The 15,783-nt window shown below is 71.0% G+C and carries 12 protein-coding genes; 7 read left to right on the plus strand and 5 right to left on the minus strand.

Features of this window, described 5'->3' with window-relative positions; all coding sequences use genetic code 11:
* Positions 1–56: 56 nt before the first annotated feature.
* Positions 57–1,325, minus strand: coding sequence for a cation:proton antiporter (locus ACH41F_RS14725; RefSeq protein WP_398835621.1), 1,269 nt, complete (start codon positions 1,323–1,325; stop codon positions 57–59).
* Positions 1,326–1,541: 216 nt separating this feature from the next.
* Here ACH41F_RS14725 and ACH41F_RS14730 point away from each other — a divergent pair, with 216 nt between their 5' ends.
* Positions 1,542–2,147, plus strand: a complete 606-nt coding sequence (locus ACH41F_RS14730; RefSeq protein ID WP_391231164.1) for a dihydrofolate reductase family protein — start codon at positions 1,542–1,544, stop codon at positions 2,145–2,147.
* A gap of 378 nt (positions 2,148–2,525) precedes the next feature.
* Here ACH41F_RS14730 and ACH41F_RS14735 read toward each other — a convergent pair whose 3' ends face one another.
* Positions 2,526–3,359: a PIG-L family deacetylase gene (locus ACH41F_RS14735; RefSeq protein ID WP_398835624.1), complete on the minus strand. Its 834-nt coding sequence runs from the start codon at positions 3,357–3,359 to the stop codon at positions 2,526–2,528.
* Positions 3,360–3,842: 483 nt separating this feature from the next.
* On the opposite strand from ACH41F_RS14735, the gene ACH41F_RS14740 reads away from it, so the two are divergent.
* Entirely contained in the window at positions 3,843–6,617 is a 2,775-nt protein-coding gene (locus ACH41F_RS14740; protein ID WP_398835627.1) for a glycosyl hydrolase, read from the plus strand.
* 83 nt (positions 6,618–6,700) lie between these two features.
* On the opposite strand, the gene ACH41F_RS14745 is transcribed toward ACH41F_RS14740, so the two are convergent.
* From ACH41F_RS14745 to ACH41F_RS14755, 3 genes are all read right to left on the minus strand, one after another.
* Positions 6,701–8,401 carry an alpha-amylase family protein gene (locus tag ACH41F_RS14745; protein ID WP_398835628.1) on the minus strand — a complete coding sequence of 567 codons (1,701 nt, stop codon included), beginning with the start codon at positions 8,399–8,401 and terminating at the stop codon, positions 6,701–6,703.
* Positions 8,392–9,396, minus strand: a complete 1,005-nt coding sequence (locus ACH41F_RS14750; protein WP_391231160.1) for a TIGR03885 family FMN-dependent LLM class oxidoreductase — start codon at positions 9,394–9,396, stop codon at positions 8,392–8,394. The genes ACH41F_RS14745 and ACH41F_RS14750 overlap by 10 nt, the downstream gene beginning before the upstream one ends.
* Before the next feature lie 292 nt (positions 9,397–9,688).
* Positions 9,689–9,982 carry a hypothetical protein gene (locus ACH41F_RS14755; protein ID WP_398835631.1) on the minus strand — a complete coding sequence of 98 codons (294 nt, stop codon included), beginning with the start codon at positions 9,980–9,982 and terminating at the stop codon, positions 9,689–9,691.
* A gap of 293 nt (positions 9,983–10,275) precedes the next feature.
* Here ACH41F_RS14755 and ACH41F_RS14760 point away from each other — a divergent pair, with 293 nt between their 5' ends.
* From ACH41F_RS14760 to ACH41F_RS14780, 5 genes are read left to right on the plus strand one after another with little or no spacing between them, the layout of a single operon-like run.
* Entirely contained in the window at positions 10,276–11,532 is a 1,257-nt protein-coding gene (locus ACH41F_RS14760; protein ID WP_391231157.1) for an ATP-grasp domain-containing protein, read from the plus strand.
* Positions 11,529–12,371, plus strand: coding sequence for a Rossmann-like domain-containing protein (locus ACH41F_RS14765; RefSeq protein ID WP_398835634.1), 843 nt, complete (start codon positions 11,529–11,531; stop codon positions 12,369–12,371). Before ACH41F_RS14760 ends, ACH41F_RS14765 begins: the two co-directional genes overlap by 4 nt.
* A complete protein-coding gene (locus tag ACH41F_RS14770) occupies positions 12,368–13,465 on the plus strand; it encodes a PLP-dependent cysteine synthase family protein (protein ID WP_398835637.1) in 1,098 nt (365 codons plus the stop codon). Before ACH41F_RS14765 ends, ACH41F_RS14770 begins: the two co-directional genes overlap by 4 nt.
* Entirely contained in the window at positions 13,462–14,523 is a 1,062-nt protein-coding gene (locus tag ACH41F_RS14775; RefSeq protein WP_398835640.1) for a dipeptide epimerase, read from the plus strand. The genes ACH41F_RS14770 and ACH41F_RS14775 overlap by 4 nt, the downstream gene beginning before the upstream one ends.
* Complete coding sequence (locus ACH41F_RS14780; RefSeq protein WP_391231153.1) at positions 14,507–15,769, plus strand: MFS transporter; 1,263 nt, start codon at positions 14,507–14,509, stop codon at positions 15,767–15,769. Before ACH41F_RS14775 ends, ACH41F_RS14780 begins: the two co-directional genes overlap by 17 nt.
* The last annotated feature ends 14 nt before the right edge of the window (positions 15,770–15,783 follow it).

Raw genomic sequence — 15,783 nt, forward strand, 5'->3', positions numbered from 1 at the left:
TCTTCGTCACCGACCAGCCCCTGAGCCCACGGCCCGCGGCCCGTCCGGACAGCCGCCTACGACCGGTCGCCGAGCTCCGCCCCGTCACGTCGCCGGTCCACGTAGCCGATGGCCGGGGTCGCCATGACACCGTGCAGCACCACCGAGATCACGACGGTGAGGGCCACGACGGCCCACAACTCCCGTTCCAAGCCGCCGAAGGATTCCTGCCCCAGCGCGTAGGACAGATAGAACAGCGAACCGATGCCCCGGATCCCGAACACGGCGACCACGGTCCGCTCCTTCTTCCCCATGGCCGTGCGCACCAGCCCCAGCCAGCCCGCCAGCGGCCGCACGACCAGCAGCACCAGGACACCGACCGCCGCACCGGCCCACGTCAGGGCCGGCAGGACGCCCGTCACCAGGTAACCGCCGAGCAGGAACAGCAGCACGGCCGTGAGCAGCCGTTCGATCTGCTCGGTGAACTCGTGCAGCACCTTGTGATAGCCGTGGCTGCGTTCGGCGGCCCGGATGGCGCAGGCGGTCACGAACACCGACAGGAAGCCGTAGCCGTGGAGCACCTCGGCGATGCCGTAGGACACGAAGGTCGCTCCCAGGGCCACGAAGCCCTCCATGTGCTCGGACAGCCGCAGCTCCGACGTGCGCACCCGGAAGAACATCCACCCCAGCAGCCGGCCGACGCCGCCCCCGACGGCCAGCCCGACAGCGCACTTGCCCAGCAGGTCGGTCAGCGCCCACGAACCGATCCAGTCCGTCGACCACCCCGTCCCGGCAGCCGCGGCGAGGGCGATCGCCGCGTACACGAACGGAAAGGCGAGCCCGTCGTTCAGCCCGGCCTCACTGGTCAGGGAGAACCGCACCTCGTCCTCGTCCCGCTCGCCACCCAGCGGCTCACCCACGCGCACCTCACCGGCCAGCACGGGATCCGTGGGCGCGAGCACGGCGCCCAGCAGCAGTGCGGCGGCGGGCGGCCAGTCCAGCAACCCCCAGGCCAGCAGGGCGACGACCGCCACGGTCAGCGGCATCGTGATGCCCAGCAACCGCCACGTACCGCTCCACCGGCGCCACGCGAAAGGCCGGTCGATGGCGAGTCCCGCGCCCATCAGCGACACGATCACACACACCTCGGTGGTGTGCTCGACCCACAGCCGATCACGTACGGGGTCCACGACCGGCACGCCCACCGGCATCAGCCCGACGAGAACCCCCACGGCGAGGAACACCATGGGCAGGGACAGCGGGCGCTTGGAGACTATGCGGGGCAGCACGGCCGCACCCAGGGCTCCCAGGCCCAGAAACACGTAGACCACGTCCGAAAGCGTCACTGCGACCTCCTGCCCCACGAGATCAATCCCAGGCCACGTGTGTACCCCGTTCCCCCGCCCTCTCGCCCGAGCGCGTCGCCGGACTCGCGACCTGGCCGTGCGCACGGGGTTGCCGGCCGCAGCGTCGCGGGTTTTCTCGTTGCTCCACAGCGCGGCCGATGAGTTTGCGGCTCCAGGCCGGTCCACACTGAAGACACCCCAGGAAGGGACACCGCCATGTCGGAGCTTCTCGTCGACTTCATCACCTCCCTCGACGGCTACGCGTCAGGAGAGGGTTGGCCCGGCTTCTGGGGCCTGGAGGGCCCGGAGTACCTCGCCTGGCTCGGCGAGCAGCCCAAGGCCACCTATCTGATGGGAGCCAACACCTACCGCCTGATGTCGGGCTTCGCCGCGGGCGAGGTCCCGGACGGCCAGGACGAGTTCAGGCCCGAGGAGGAGGCATCCGTGGACGAGCTCACGCAAGCGCCCAAGGTGGTGTTCTCCTCCTCGCTCGAGGAGCCACTGACCTGGGCCAACTCCACGCTCGTCCGCGACGACGCCGTCGAGACGGTCCGCGCCATGAAGGCGAGCGGCTCGGGGCTCCTGAGCACGATCGGCAGCCTCAGCCTGTGCCGGTCCCTGCTACGAGCCGGACTCGTCGACCGCTTCCGGGTCGTGATGTTCCCGGTGATCACCGGGGCCACGGGCGAGGAACGCATCTACGACGGCTATCCGGACGTCGCCCTCGAAATGATCGAACACCGCACCTTCGACGGCCGCATCCAGCTGGTCGAGTACAAGCCCCGCGTACTCGACCACCCGCCGCTCGGCGCCCCTGCATGACAGCGCCCCACGAGAACGCGTAGGGGGTCGACACGGCCAGGTCGTGGGCCGGGGGGATCCGGGAGCCCGCCCCTCGCCATCGATACGGCCGGGTCGTGGGCCCGGGAGGTCGGGAAGCCCGCCCCTCGCCGTCGACACGGCCGGTCGTGGGCCGGCAAGCTCCGAAGGCCCGCCCCTCGCTGTCCAGCATGAGAGGGAAACGCTCCGGCCGCCGCGCACGCCCGTCCACCACAGCCCGAGCAGCTTGTGCAGCTTGTGCAGGTCCATGCGGCGAGGCTCCCGCCGCATGGACTCCTGCCGATCCCAGGTCCGGGTCGAGCTGGCCGTCGGCCCCGTCCACGTGTCCCACCCCCGATCCGGAAGGGGGCGGGCAGGCGGTCAGCGCAGCCCGGCGAAGAGATCGTTCTCGGGGACCGCCGCACCCGTGGCGTCCTGGACACGGACGAACGTCTCCATGCCCATCAACTCGCCGAACCGCTCCTTGCCCATCCTGAGGAAGAAGATGTTCTCGCCCTGGCTGGCGTGCGCGGCCAGCGCGTCGAACTTCTGGTCGCTGAACCCGGTCGTGTCCACCCACGTCGTGATCTCGTCGTCAGGGAGGCCGATCTCGGCCAACGCGGCGGCCTCGGCGGGATCCGGCTCCGGCATGTCCTCATCGAACTCGCGCATGAGCTCGCCGAACCGCTGCATCATCGAGCGCGGCGCCGTCGTCCAGTACACCTTCTGTGCCGACTCGGTCATCTCCAGCGCCGCCATCGTGATGCGGTGCGCCTGGATGTGATCGGGGTGGCCGTAGAAACCGTTCTCGTCATAGGTGACGACCACATCGGGCTGGTAATGCCGCATGAGTTCCGCGAGGCGGGCCGCGCCTTCCTCCACGGGGGTCCGCCAGAAGGATCCGGGAGCGTCGTTGGTCGGCCAACCCATCATTCCGGAGTCCGCGTAGTCCAGCATCTCCAGATCGCTGATCTTCAATACGCCACAGCTCGCCTCGAGTTCCTGCCGTCGCATCACGGCGACCGCCGCCGGATCGTGCCCGGGATCGCCCGGCTTGACGCCTCCCGGTCCGTCCCCGCAGCGGCCGTCGGTACATGTCACGAGCACCGTGCGGATGCCCTCCGCCGCGTATCGCGCGAGGACTCCACCGGTCCCGGTGGCCTCGTCGTCGGGGTGGGCGTGCACTGCCATGAGTGTCAGGGGCCGATCGGTCATGAAGAATCCTCCTGCGAATAACGCGACTTGATCCAAGTGGTACGGCGGGCATACCGCGGTCCTGGGGCCGGACCCGAGCGGGGCGAACGACGACCTTGCGGTCTCCGCGCTCCCACCTGCGGCGCCGGGCCCTCGTGGATGCAACCTGCCGACCGGACCGACTGTTCCCGACGAGGGCGCCTGGTCTGCCTCCGCCGCGCCAGGGAGACGGGCGCCGAGCGGAGCCCACCCCCTTCACCCACTACCGGTCGCCCTCCTCACCGGCCTGCGCCGTCGAGCCGCGCCAGCATGGTCGTCCCGGGCGAAGGCATGGCTGTCACGGCCCGCAGGAACCGCCGTCAAGGGGCGAAGGCATAACGGACTTCATCACTCGTCAACTACCGGACGCGTTCAGTGCATTGACACGTGCATTACAGAGGCTTTACGTTCCGGCCATCTGAGAGCGCTCTCAGACTCCTCTTCTGTGAAGACTTGAGGTGCCGCATGCCATCCCCACGCAGACCGGCAGTCATCCTGCTACTGGCCTCGACCCTCGCCGCCGTAGGCCTCGTCCCGACCGCCGCACCGGCGGCCGCGGCCACCGTTCCCGTAGGTTCGGGCAGTTACTCCGACACCCGCCCCTCCGGCACGTCGGGCCCGACCACCAACACGGGAACACCCGTCACACCCAAGCTGACCACCGCCGCCCGCAACCGGCCGGTACCCACCAACGACTGGTGGTCCTCCCTCGCCTTCCAGCGCTACGGCGACAATCCCTGGTCGACCCCCATGTACGGGCACCCCCTCACCTACCAGGCCACGGCCGCCGGGCTCGACATCGGCTACCCGACCTCGCCCGCGATCGTCGGTGACGGCCGACAGTACGAGTACGCCCACAAGCGCGACCTCACCATCGGACTGACCGGCCTCAACTCCCCCGACGCCAAGGCCGACGACTGGTCCGACTGGACGGTCACGCCCCTGTGGTCCGACGGCGCCCGCACCCTGCGCACCACCATCGGCCACGGCTCCCCGTTCGTATACGCCAGGGGCTCCGGCGGCAACGCCCAGATCACCACCGCCGCCGCCCCCACCGTCTTCGCCGACCAGACCAACGTCCTCGGCATCACCGTCGGCGGACACCACTACGCCCTCTTCGCACCGACCGGCAGCGACTGGAACGTGGCTGGCTCCACGATCACCACCGGCCTCGGCGCCAAGGACTACTTCTCCGTCGCCGTCCTGCCGAGCACCGACGCGCTGGCGACCTTCAAGAAGTACGCCTACAGCTTCGTCACCGACTCCAAGGTGACCTGGAGCTACACCGGCGGCACCGCGAAGGCCACGTACACCCTCACCACGGAGGCGAAGGAAGGCACCGAACGCGGCACACTCCAGGCGCTCTACCGCCATCAATGGCTCAACACCGGCGACGCCCTCACCTCCTACACCTACGTCTCACCGCGCGGCACCATGAAGGTCCGCGAGTCGACCACGTTCACCACGAGCCAGAAGGCCGCGCCGGTGCTGCCCGCACTGCCGAAGTCGGACGCTGTGGACACCGCCCGGCTGCGCGGCTACCTGAACGAGGTCGCGAACGCCTCCGACCCCTTCTCCGGCGCGACCGACACCTACTGGACCGGCAAAGCCCTCGGACGCCTCGCCCAACTCGTCCCAGTGGCCGAGCAGATCGGTGAGAACGGCATCCGGGACAAGCTTCTCGGCCTGATCAAGGGCAAACTTCAAGACTGGTTCACGGCGGGCGGCGCCAACGAGTTCAGCTACGACAAGGACTGGAAGACCCTCACCGGCTATCCCGCCTCCTACGGCAGCGACACCGAGCTCAACGACCACCACTTCCACTACGGTTACTACATCTACGCGGCGGCGATCGTCGCCCAGTACGACCAGGGATGGGCCGCCGACTCCGCATGGGGCGGCATGGTCAAGGCCCTCGTGCGGGACACCGCCAACCCCAGTCGCACCGACAGCTCCTTCCCCTTCCTGCGGGGCTTCGACGTCTACGCGGGCCACAGCTGGGCGTCCGGCCATCAGGGCTTCGCCGCCGGGAACAACCAGGAATCCTCCTCCGAGTCCACCAACCTCAGCGCAGCCCTCGTCCTGTGGGGCTCCGCCACCGGCGACACCTCGCTGCGGGACCTCGGCACCTACTTGCTGACCACCGAGTCGGAATCGATCGCCCAGTACTGGTTCGACGCCGACGAGCAGGTCTTCCCCTCCTCGTTCGGCCACGACACGGCAGGCATGGTCTGGGGCAGCGGCGCCGCCTACGCCACCTGGTGGACCGCCAACCCCGAGGAGATCCACGGCATCAACGTCCTGCCCGTCACCGGCGGATCCCTCCACCTCGGCGGTGAGAAGGCCGCCGTGCGGCGCAACATCGCGGAGATGGAACGGGAGAACGGGGGCCCGGCCGTCGAATGGCGCGACATCCTCTGGGAGTTCCAGGCCTTGGCCGATCCCGCCGCGGCCAAGGCGAAGTGGGACGCGGGCAACGCGGCCTACACACCGGAGCAGGGTGAGTCCAAGGCGCACACCTACCACTGGATCAACACCCTCGACGCGCTGGGCGCGCCCGACACCACCGTGACGGGGGACATCCCCACCTCAGCCGTACTGGCCAAGGGCACGACCCGAACCTACGTCGCCCACAACTACAGCGCGTCGACCCGGACCGTCACCTTCTCGGACGGCAAGACCCTGACCGTACCCGCCCGGTCCACCGCGACCGGCTCGGGTTCGGGCTCACCGGACCCCGACCCCGACCCCGATCCGCCGACCGGGAACACCTTCCAGCTGCGCAGCGGCGGTGTCCTGACCACGGCGACCGGCGGCACCCCGAGCAGCGACACGATCGCCTCCGCAGGAGGCACCAACCACGACGGCACCCCGTATCAGCCCCTCGTCTACGAGGTCCGCGGAGTCAACGGCACGCTCACCCCGGGGGCCGGCACCACGTTTCGGCTCCAGGTGGACGCCGGCACCACGGTCGGTCTCGGCCAACAGGTGCGTCTCAGCTACGACTTCACCGGTGACGGGAGCTTCGACCGGACGGAGACGTACAACTATTTCGCCACCGACCCGGTCGCCGGGTGGGAGGAGTACACGCAGTCGCGCGGTCTCAAGGCGTCCACGGGCACACTGGGCACCCTTCAGGGCGGCACGGTCCGACTGGAAGTGTGGAGCGCCATCGGCAGCGGCACCTCCAAGCTCCAGACGGGCACGGACAAGTCGGTGGTGGTGATCCCCTACAACTGAACCGGTGAAGACGGTTCGGCGGGCAACGGCGCAAGTCCGTTGCCCGCCGACCCGACAGGCCCGGGGCCCCACTCATGGGCCTGTCAGGCGGACGCGATGCTCTCCGGGTCGTCCGCCGGGGTGCCGACGCGGAGCCACCGATAGCCGTACGGGGGCAACTCGACCTGGAACATGCCGTCCTCGCCTGCCTTCAGACCCGTGTGTCCCTCGTCGAGCAGGTCCGTCAGCCGTCCGTCGGATCCGGCCTCGTCCAGTTCCAGCCGTACGGTGTGGGGCCGGTTCGCGAAGTTGTGTACGGCGAGCACGGTGCCGTCACCGGCGCGGCAGACGTGCGCCAGCACGGCGTCCTGACCCGTCGTGAGCAAACGGTAGTCACCCCAGGCCAGTTCGGGAGCCTCCCGGTAGCGTTCGATGAACAGACGCATACGGCCCAGCAGGGAAGCCGGATCGCGGCTCTGCTCGTACACGTTGATCTTCTGGGGACCGAACGCGCCGTCCACCAGCGGGTTGGGGAAGGTGTCCGGCTCGGCGGTGGAGAACCCGGCGGCCTTCTCCGGGGTCCATTGCATCGGGGTGCGTACGGCCTGGCGTCCCTCCGCGGCCAGGTTCTCGCCCATGCCGAGTTCCTCGCCGTAGAAGAGCACGGGGGTGCCCGGCAGGGTGAACAGCAGGCTGTAGGCCAGTTCGACGCGGCGCCGGTCGCCGTCGACCATGGGCGGGAGCCTGCGGCGCAGCCCTCGGTCGTACAGCTGCATGTCCTTCTCCGGGCCGAAGGACGCGAACACCTCGGCCCGTTCGTCGTCGCTCAGTTTGTCGAGGGTGAGCTCGTCGTGGTTGCGCACGAACACGGCCCACTGGGCGTCGCGCGGCGCCGCGGGGCGGTCGCGCAGTGCGGCGGCCAGCGGCCTGGCGTCGTGGCGTGCCATCGACAGGTACATCTGCTGCATCCCGACGAAGTCGAAGCACATGGTGAGTTCGTCGCCGCGGTCCGAGGAGGGGTCGCCGAAGAAGCGGGTGGTGCCGTCGTAGGGCAGGTTGACCTCGCCGAGCAGGACCGCCTCGCCGTTGCGGCGGCCGAGGAAGGCACGCAGGTCCGCGAGGTACTCGTGCGGGTCGGGCAGTTCCCCCGCGTCGCTCTGTCCGTCGGTCTCCAGCAGGAAGGGCACGGCGTCGACCCGGAAGCCGGACAGGCCGAGCTGGGTCCAGAAGCCCATGATGCGGGCTATCTCGTCACGGACCTCGGGGTGGGCGACGTTGAGGTCGGGCTGCTGCTTGTAGAAGCGGTGCAGGTAGTACTGGCCGCTGCCCTCGTCGTACTCCCACAGGCTGTCCTCCGCGTCGGGGAAGACCACACCCTGGGGGCCGTCCTTCGGGGGCTCGTCCTTCCAGACGTACCAGTCGCGGTGGGCGGAGTCCCGGCTGGAGCGGGCGTCCTGGAACCAGGGGTGGTCCTCGGAGGTGTGGTTGACGACGAGATCGGCGATCACGCGGATGCCGCGGTCGCGCGCGGTGCGGACGAACTCGGTGAAGTCGCCGAGGGTGCCCAGGCGCGGGTCCACGCCGTAGAAGTCCGTGATGTCGTAGCCGTCGTCGCGCTCCCGCGTGGGGTAGAAGGGCATCAGCCACACGCAGGTCACGCCGAGGCGCACCAGGTGGTCGATGCGCTGGGTGAGACCCGCGAAGTCCCCGATGCCGTCGCCGTTGCCGTCCTGGTACGTCTCGACGTCCAGGCAGTACACCACCGCGTTCTTCCACCACAGGTCGGACGTGCGGGTCAGACGCATCGGAACTCCTTGGCGGTGGCGGGGATCGGGCGGGTCACGTCGAGTCGCGGCAGTACTTCGGCGCCGAACGTGTCGATGAACGCGGCCTGTTCCCGACCCACGTGGTGCAGCATCACCGCGTCGAACCCCAGGTCGGCGTACTCCTGGAGCTGGGCGGCGTGCCGACCGAGGTCGGAGGAGACGTTGACCGTCTGCGCGACCTGCTCGGGGGTGACATGTTCGCTGACGACGTCGAACAGTTCCGCGGAGTCGAGGTCCCAACTGGCCGGCGGGGCGTGCACGTTGGTCCGCCACTGGTCGTGCGCGAGGGCGAGCGCCTCGGCCTCGTCGGGTGCCCAGCTCAGATGCACCTGGAGGTGGAGGGGGCCACGACCGCCCGCGTCACGGTACGCGCCGATGATGTCGCGCAGGCGTTCGCGCGGGGCGTTGACCGTGATCAGGCCGTCGGCCCACTCGGCGCACCAGGCCGCGGTGGCGGTGCTGCACGCGGCCCCCAGCAGCGGCGGTTCCTCGGGCGGCAGCGTCCACAGCCGGGCCCGGTCCACGGTCACCAGCCCGTCGTGGCTGACCTCCTCGCCCCGCAGCAGCGCCCGGATGACGTCGACGCACTCCCGCAGGCGCGCGGAACGGACGTCCTTGCGGGGCCAACCGGCGCCGGTGATGTGTTCGTTGGAGGCCTCTCCGGTGCCGAGCGCGGTCCAGAACCGGCCCGGGTTCATGGCCGCGAGCGTGGCGATCGCCTGGGCGATGACGGCGGGGTGGTAGCGCTGGCCGGGCGCGTTCACGACACCGAACGGCACCTGGTCGGTGGCCTGGAGGGCGGCGCCGAGCCATGACCAGGCGAAGCCGGACTCCCCCTGGCGCACGCTCCACGGCGAGAAGTGGTCCGAGCACATGGCGGCGGTGAAGCCCGCCTGCTCCGCGCGTACCACGGCGTCGAGCAGATCCGCGGGTGGGATCTGCTCGTGCGAGGCGTGTACTCCGTAGACAGTCATGGCGAGCGAGTACCCCCGGCAGGGTTCCTCAGCGGGCGGCGACCCTACGGGTGTTGGGGGCGTCGCAACTCCCGTGGCGCGCGGTGCGCGTGGCGGGGGTGAGGGGCGGGAGGGGGCCTCCGAGGACGTCCACGGGGGCGGCCTCGGGGGGTGCTCTCGCAGGACGTCACAGGGAGCGGCCTCGGGAGGTGCTCTCGCAGGACATCCACGGGGGCCAGCCTCGGGTCGCGACCGAGATGCCCTCCGGCCGCGCCCCGCGATTCCTCAGCCCGGACTCTCGCAGGTCCGCGTGTCAGGCGCTCGCGTGGCGACGGACAGCCGTCCTCCGGGGAGCCGCGTGATGGGTGGGCCGGTCGGCGCCCTCGGACCGGTGCTGCCGCAGCCACAGGGTCGTCGCGGTCAGCAGAGCGGCGAAGACGACCAACAGGAGTACGGGCACCCACATCTGCCGACTGCCGGGGTTCTGCCAGCCTCCCCAGGCGGCCGTCGCCGCCCAGAGGAGAGCGCCCAGCGCGTAGAAGGCTCGGATGCGGCGCATCTGCCGTACCGCCCGCAGGAACTTGGAGTGATCGCTCTTCGGTGCCATGCGCAGCCGTGTACCCCCTATCTCTGATCTCGATCAGCCTGAGGGGGACTTGTCGCAGCGGGCGGTGGACGACGACCCGAGGGCGACTGGTCCTGACGGCCGGCGCCCCGTCCAGCCCGTCCACCGCGTCGCGCATGCCCGGTGTCACAGAGCGTCCGCAGGTGGATCCACCGAGATACTGACAATGAAAATGATTACCGATAACGTGTCCACGGCGCAGCCGGCCCGTCTCCTCACGGAGGCTTCTTCGGGCTGTCCCGAGGTCTGAACCGCACCGCGCGAAAAGGGGAGTTGTGGCGCATCTGTTGGTGGTCGAGAGCTGGGTCGGATCGATGAGCAGGCTGTTGCCGCGGGCGATACGGGAGAGCGGGCACGAGTTCACGTTCCTCACCCGCGATCTGCACCACTACCTGCGAGCGGCGCCCGAGGGAGCGGCGCACCCGCTGCTCGGGGCGCGCAACGTGATCACAGCCGACACCAACGACACATCGGTCCTGCTGCCCGAAGTCGAGCGGCTGCACGCGGTGTTCGGGTTCGACGGGGTGATCACGTCCTGCGACTACTACCTGTCGACGGTGGCGCGGATAGCCGGGCGGCTCGGTCTGCCCGCGTCAAGCCCCGAGGCGGTGGAGAACGCCTGCCGCAAGGACGCCGCCCGCCGTGTCCTGGCCGACGCCGGGGTGCCCGGGCCGCGCTTCGCCGTGCACGAGGAGTGGGCCGACCTCGCGCGGGCGGCGCGGGAGATCGGCTACCCGCTGGTGGTCAAACCCGTCGACCTGTGCGCGGGCATGTACGTACGCCGGGTGGACGACGAGGAGCAACTCGCCACCGCCGTCAGGGCGCTGGCCGACTTCCCGGTCAACGCGCGCGGACAGCGCCGGGCACCCGTGGTGCTGCTCGAAGAACTCCTCGACGGCCCGGAGGTGAGCGTCGAGACCGTCTCTCACGCGGGCGCGGTCCAGGTGGTGGGCGTGACCGACAAGAGCATCGGCGGGGCGCCCGCGTTCATCGAGACCGGCCACATGTTCCCCGCCGCCCTGTCGGCCGCGGAAACCGAGGCCGCCGAACAGACCGCACTCGGCGCGCTCAAGGCGCTCGGCCTGACCGACGGCGTCGTGGCGCACACCGAGATCAAGCTCACCTCCACCGGACCGCGCGTGATCGAGGTCAACCCCCGCCCCGCCGGGAACCGCATCACCGAGCTGGTCCGCCACGTCACCGGCATCGACCTCGCCGCGGCCTTCGTGGACGTCTCCCTGGGCCGCTCCCCCGACCTCCGGCGCACGGACACCGGGCTGCGCAGCGCCGCCATCGGCTTCCTCGTGCCGCAGACCGCGGGCGTGCTCGAAGCCCTGGACGGCAGCGCACTGCGGGACAGACCCGGCGTCCTGGAGGCGCAGCTCGCCGAGCCCGGCAGACAGGTGAAGGCGGCGGGCAGCAACAACGAGTACCTCGGACACGTCATGGTGGGCGATGCCCAGGGACTGGGCGCCCGCGACCGGGTCGAGGCGCTGCTCGGCGAGCTGCGGTCCGGGCTGGTGATCCGATGACCTCCACCACCTCGGCGTTTACTCGCACGTACGACACGCTCCTCGCGCAGGCCCGCGCCGGCGAGCTCGGCCCTGACCCGGCCGCCCTGCGGATCGCCGTGGCCTTCACCACACGGCAGGCCGTACGGCACGACGGACGCGGCAGCGGCTACCGCAACGAGGTGCTCAGCCTGCGCCTGGCCGAAGCCGTCGGCAGTTGCGCGGTCGAACCCGGCGCGCTGCCCGACAGTGCGGTCGAGGACTGCGTCGGCGCGGACGTCGCCCGGTTGCTGGAGCATCCGCTGGCGCCTGTGCGCGTGGCCGCCCTCGACGCCTACCTGATGCACGTCACCCCGCACATCGAGGACCACGGTGCCCGGCCCGTACGGCTGCCCGCCGGGACCTCGTTGGAGAAGTCCCGGGCCCGGGCGCGGGCGGTGGTCGAGCTGCTCGATCTGCCGCCGGGAGCGACCGTGCTCGTGGTCGGGGTGGTCAATTCCCTGCTGGAAGCGCTGCGGTCACGGCAACTGGCCTACGTTCCCTGCGACCTCAAGGGCGGGCTCACCGAATGGGGCGAGACGGTCGTCACCGATGCGCCGGCCCAGGCCGACCGGTGTGACGCGCTGCTGGTGTCCGGGATGACGCTGGGCAACGGGACGTTCGAGCCGCTGCGGGAGCACGCGTTGCGCGAGGGCAAGCAGTTGGTGATGTTCGCGCAGACCGGCAGCGCCGTGCTGCCCCGCTTCCTGGGCCACGGGGTGAGCGCGGTGTGTGCGGAGCCGTATCCCTTCTTCTGGCTGGACGGCGGTTCTGGCACCGTCCACCGCTATCGCGCCCGCGGTACGGCAGGTGCCCGGTGACCCCGACCACGGCGACCGCCCCACCCTGCGTCGCTCGCCCGGAACTGCTCACCCTGCTCGGCCGTACGCCCGTCGCGCGCATCACCGCCGGCCTGCCGGAACCGCACCCCGGTTTCTGGGCGAAACTCGAAGGGCTCGCCGCGGGCGGCATGAAGGCCCGGGCCGCGGTGTCCATGCTGATGGGCGCCCGTGAGCGCGGCGAACTGCGGCCCGGTGCCCCGGTGGTGGAGTCCACCTCCGGCACGCTCGGCATCGGGCTCGCCTTCGCGGGCCAGGCCCTGGGGCACCCCATCGTGCTGGTCGGCGACAGTGAACTGGAGCCGTCCATGCGGCAGTTGCTGCGCGCCCACGGGGCCCGCCTGGAACTCGTGGACCGCCCGGCGCCGCAGGGCGGCTGGCAGGCCGCACGGCTGGCCCGGCTGCGGGAGCTGCTCGCCGTGCTGCCCGGCGCCTACTGGCCGGACCAGTACAACAACCCCGACAACACCACCGGTTACGCCTCCCTGGCCGCCGAACTCGCCGTCCAGCTCGACCACCTCGACATCCTGGTGTGCAGCGTCGGCACCGGCGGCCACAGCGCCGGCATCATCGGCCCGCTGCGACGGCACTGGCCCGCCCTGCGCCTCATCGGCGTCGACGCCACCGGCTCCACCATCTTCGGCCAGCCCGCCCGGCCCCGCCTGATGCGCGGCCTGGGCAGCAGCATCCACCCGCGCAACGTCGCCTACGACGCCTTCGACGAGGTCCACTGGATCGGCCCCGCCGAAGCCGTGGACAGCTGCCGCCGACTGGCGAACGGCGCCTTCGTCAGCGGCGGTTGGAGCACCGGTGCCGCCGCCCGGGTCGCCGCCTGGGCCGCCCGGGTCCACCCCGGGGCGGTCGTCGCGACCGTCTTCCCCGACGGCCCGCACCGCTACCTCGGCACCGTGTACGACGACGACTTCGCCGCCGCCCACGGCCTCGACCCCGCCACCGCGGCCACCCGGCCCGTCGAGATACCGCACCCGCACGCGGCCGAGGCAACCGGCTGGGCGCGATGCACGCGAGTCGCCGACCCGCTGAAGGCCGTCCCCCCTTCGGAAAGGACCCCGTGAAGGCCAGCCGGCGCACCGTACGCCTCGACCTCACCGAGCCGCTGCGCATCTCCCGCTCCACCATGTCGGCCCGCGACGCCGTGTGGCTGACCGTCGAGCACGAAGGCGTCGCCGGGCACGGTGAGGCCGTCACCAGCGTCTATTACCGCCTGGACGCCGAGACCCTGGAAGGGCTCCTCGCTGCGGCCGGTACGCAGCTCGCCCGCTTCTCCGCCCCCGAGAGCGCCCTGGAGGCCCTGCGCGCGGGTGAGTTGGCAGGTGACGGCACTCCCCCGGCCGTGACGGCCGCCGTCGAGGCGGCGCTGCTCGACCTCGTCGGCAAGCGCGCGGGCCGTCCCCTCCACCGGCTCCTCGGTGCCGTGGAAGCACCAGTCGTCGCGACCGCCCGCACCATCGGCATCACGTCCCTCGCGCACGCGTCGGCGCAGGCCCGCTGTCTCGCCGCGAGCGGCTTCGAAGTGATCAAGGTCAAGGCGGGGGCGCCCGACCCGGAGGACGATGTCGAGCGCGTCCGCGTCATCCGCGACGCCGCGCCCCGAGCTCGGCTGCTCCTCGACCCCAACGGCGCCTGGACCACGGCCCAGGCCGACAACCTGTTGCCCCGGTTCGCCGACCTCGGTGTCGAGGCCGTCGAACAACCCCTCGCCCCCGGCGACCCGGAGACGCTGGGCGCGTTGGCCGAACGCTCGCCGCTGCCGGTCATCGCCGACGAGGACGCCGTGGACCTGGAGGACGTACGCCGGCTGGCCGGGCGCGTCCAGGGCGTCAACGTCAAGCTCGCCAAGTGCGGCGGTGTGCACCCGGCCCTGCGCATCGCCGAGTTGATCGAGGGCAGCGGCACCGACCTGATGCTGGGCTGCCTGACCGCCAGCAGCCTCGGCCTCGCGCCCGCCGTCCACCTCGCCGACCGGGCCCGCTGGGCCGACCTCGACGGACACCTGCTGCTCGCCCACGACCCCTGGACCGGCATCGGCGGCGAGGACGGCTTCGTACGAGCAAGTGGCCTGCCCGGGCTGGGCGTCGAACTGCGGGAGGTGAGCCGTGCAGACGTGGCGTGAGATGCGCCGCTTCCCGCTCGCGGTCCAGCTGCTGCTGGTCAACCAGCTCGGCGTGAACACCGGCTTCTACCTCCTCATCCCCTACCTCGCCACCCACCTCACCGAGAACCTCGGCATGTCCGCCGCCGTCGTCGGCGTCGTGCTCGGCGTGCGCAACCTCAGCCAGCAGGGCCTGTTCATCATCGGCGGCTCGGCCTCCGACCGGCTCGGCGCGCGCGGCGTGATCATCGCCGGCTGCGCGCTGCGCACGGCGGGGTTCGCGCTGTTCGCACTCGGCGACCACCTGGCCGTCCTGCTCGCCGCCTCCGTGCTCAGCGGCTTCGCCGGGGCGCTGTTCAACCCCGCCGTACGCACCTACATCGCCCAGGAGGCCGACGAGCGCAAGGCCGAGGCGTTCGCCCTGTTCAACGTGTTCGCCACCATCGGGGCGCTGATCGGGCCACTGCTGGGCAGCGCACTGCTGCTCGTGGACTTCCGCACATCGGCCCTGACCGCCGCCGGGATCTTCGCGGCTCTCACCGTCGCGCAGGCCCTGCTCCTGCCCGTCCGGCAGGTCGGACCGAGCAAGAGCACGGTGCTCGCGGACTGGCACGAGGTCCTCGGCAACCGCGCCTTCCTCGCCTTCGCGCTCGCCATGGTCGGCATGTTCACCCTGGAGAACCAGCTGTACCTGCTGCTGCCCGAGGGCGCACGGCAGGCCACCGGCTGGGACGGCGCGGCCGGTCTCGTCTTCGTCGTCGGCACCCTCGCCCATCTCACCCTGCAACTGCGCGTCACCCGCGCCCTCAAGGAGCGGGGGAACCGGGCACGCTGGATCGCCACCGGGCTCGGCCTGATGGCGCTGGCGTTCCTGCCGCCCGCCATGGTGGCCGGTGGCTCCGGCGGGCCGGACGGCACGGTGGACGCCGCACTGCGCGCCCTGCCCGTGCTGGCGGGAGCCCTGCTGCTCTACCTCGGGGTGATGGTCGCCCAGCCGTTCGTCATGGAACTCATCCCCGGCTTCGGCCGCCCCGAACTGACCGGCACCTACTTCGGGATCTTCTACGTCGTCTCGGGCGTCGCCGCAGCCATCGGCAACACCGTCGTCGGCTGGGCCATGGACACCGGGGAGCACAGCGGCGCCGACTGGCTGCCGTGGGCGTGCTGCGCGCTGTTCGGACTCGCCTCCGCGCTGGGGGTGGCCTGGCTGCGTCGGCTGGGATCGCTGCCGACGCCGTCGAAGCCCCCCGTACCCGCGACCGCCTGAGGAAGGACACCGAC

The organism is Streptomyces sp. NPDC020489, from assembly GCF_044386545.1.
In the GTDB taxonomy this organism is placed as follows: domain Bacteria; phylum Actinomycetota; class Actinomycetes; order Streptomycetales; family Streptomycetaceae; genus Streptomyces.

Bases quoted from the DNA above. Each gene is read 5' to 3' on its own strand.
- ACH41F_RS14730 (WP_391231164.1), top strand. From the start codon at position 1,542: ATGTCGGAGCTTCTCGTCGACTTCATCACCTCCCTCGACGGCTACGCG.
- ACH41F_RS14735 (WP_398835624.1), bottom strand. From the start codon at position 3,359: ATGACCGATCGGCCCCTGACACTCATGGCAGTGCACGCCCACCCCGAC.
- ACH41F_RS14740 (WP_398835627.1), top strand. From the start codon at position 3,843: ATGCCATCCCCACGCAGACCGGCAGTCATCCTGCTACTGGCCTCGACC.
- ACH41F_RS14745 (WP_398835628.1), bottom strand. From the start codon at position 8,401: ATGCGTCTGACCCGCACGTCCGACCTGTGGTGGAAGAACGCGGTGGTG.
- ACH41F_RS14750 (WP_391231160.1), bottom strand. From the start codon at position 9,396: ATGACTGTCTACGGAGTACACGCCTCGCACGAGCAGATCCCACCCGCG.
- ACH41F_RS14755 (WP_398835631.1), bottom strand. From the start codon at position 9,982: ATGGCACCGAAGAGCGATCACTCCAAGTTCCTGCGGGCGGTACGGCAG.
- ACH41F_RS14765 (WP_398835634.1), top strand. From the start codon at position 11,529: ATGACCTCCACCACCTCGGCGTTTACTCGCACGTACGACACGCTCCTC.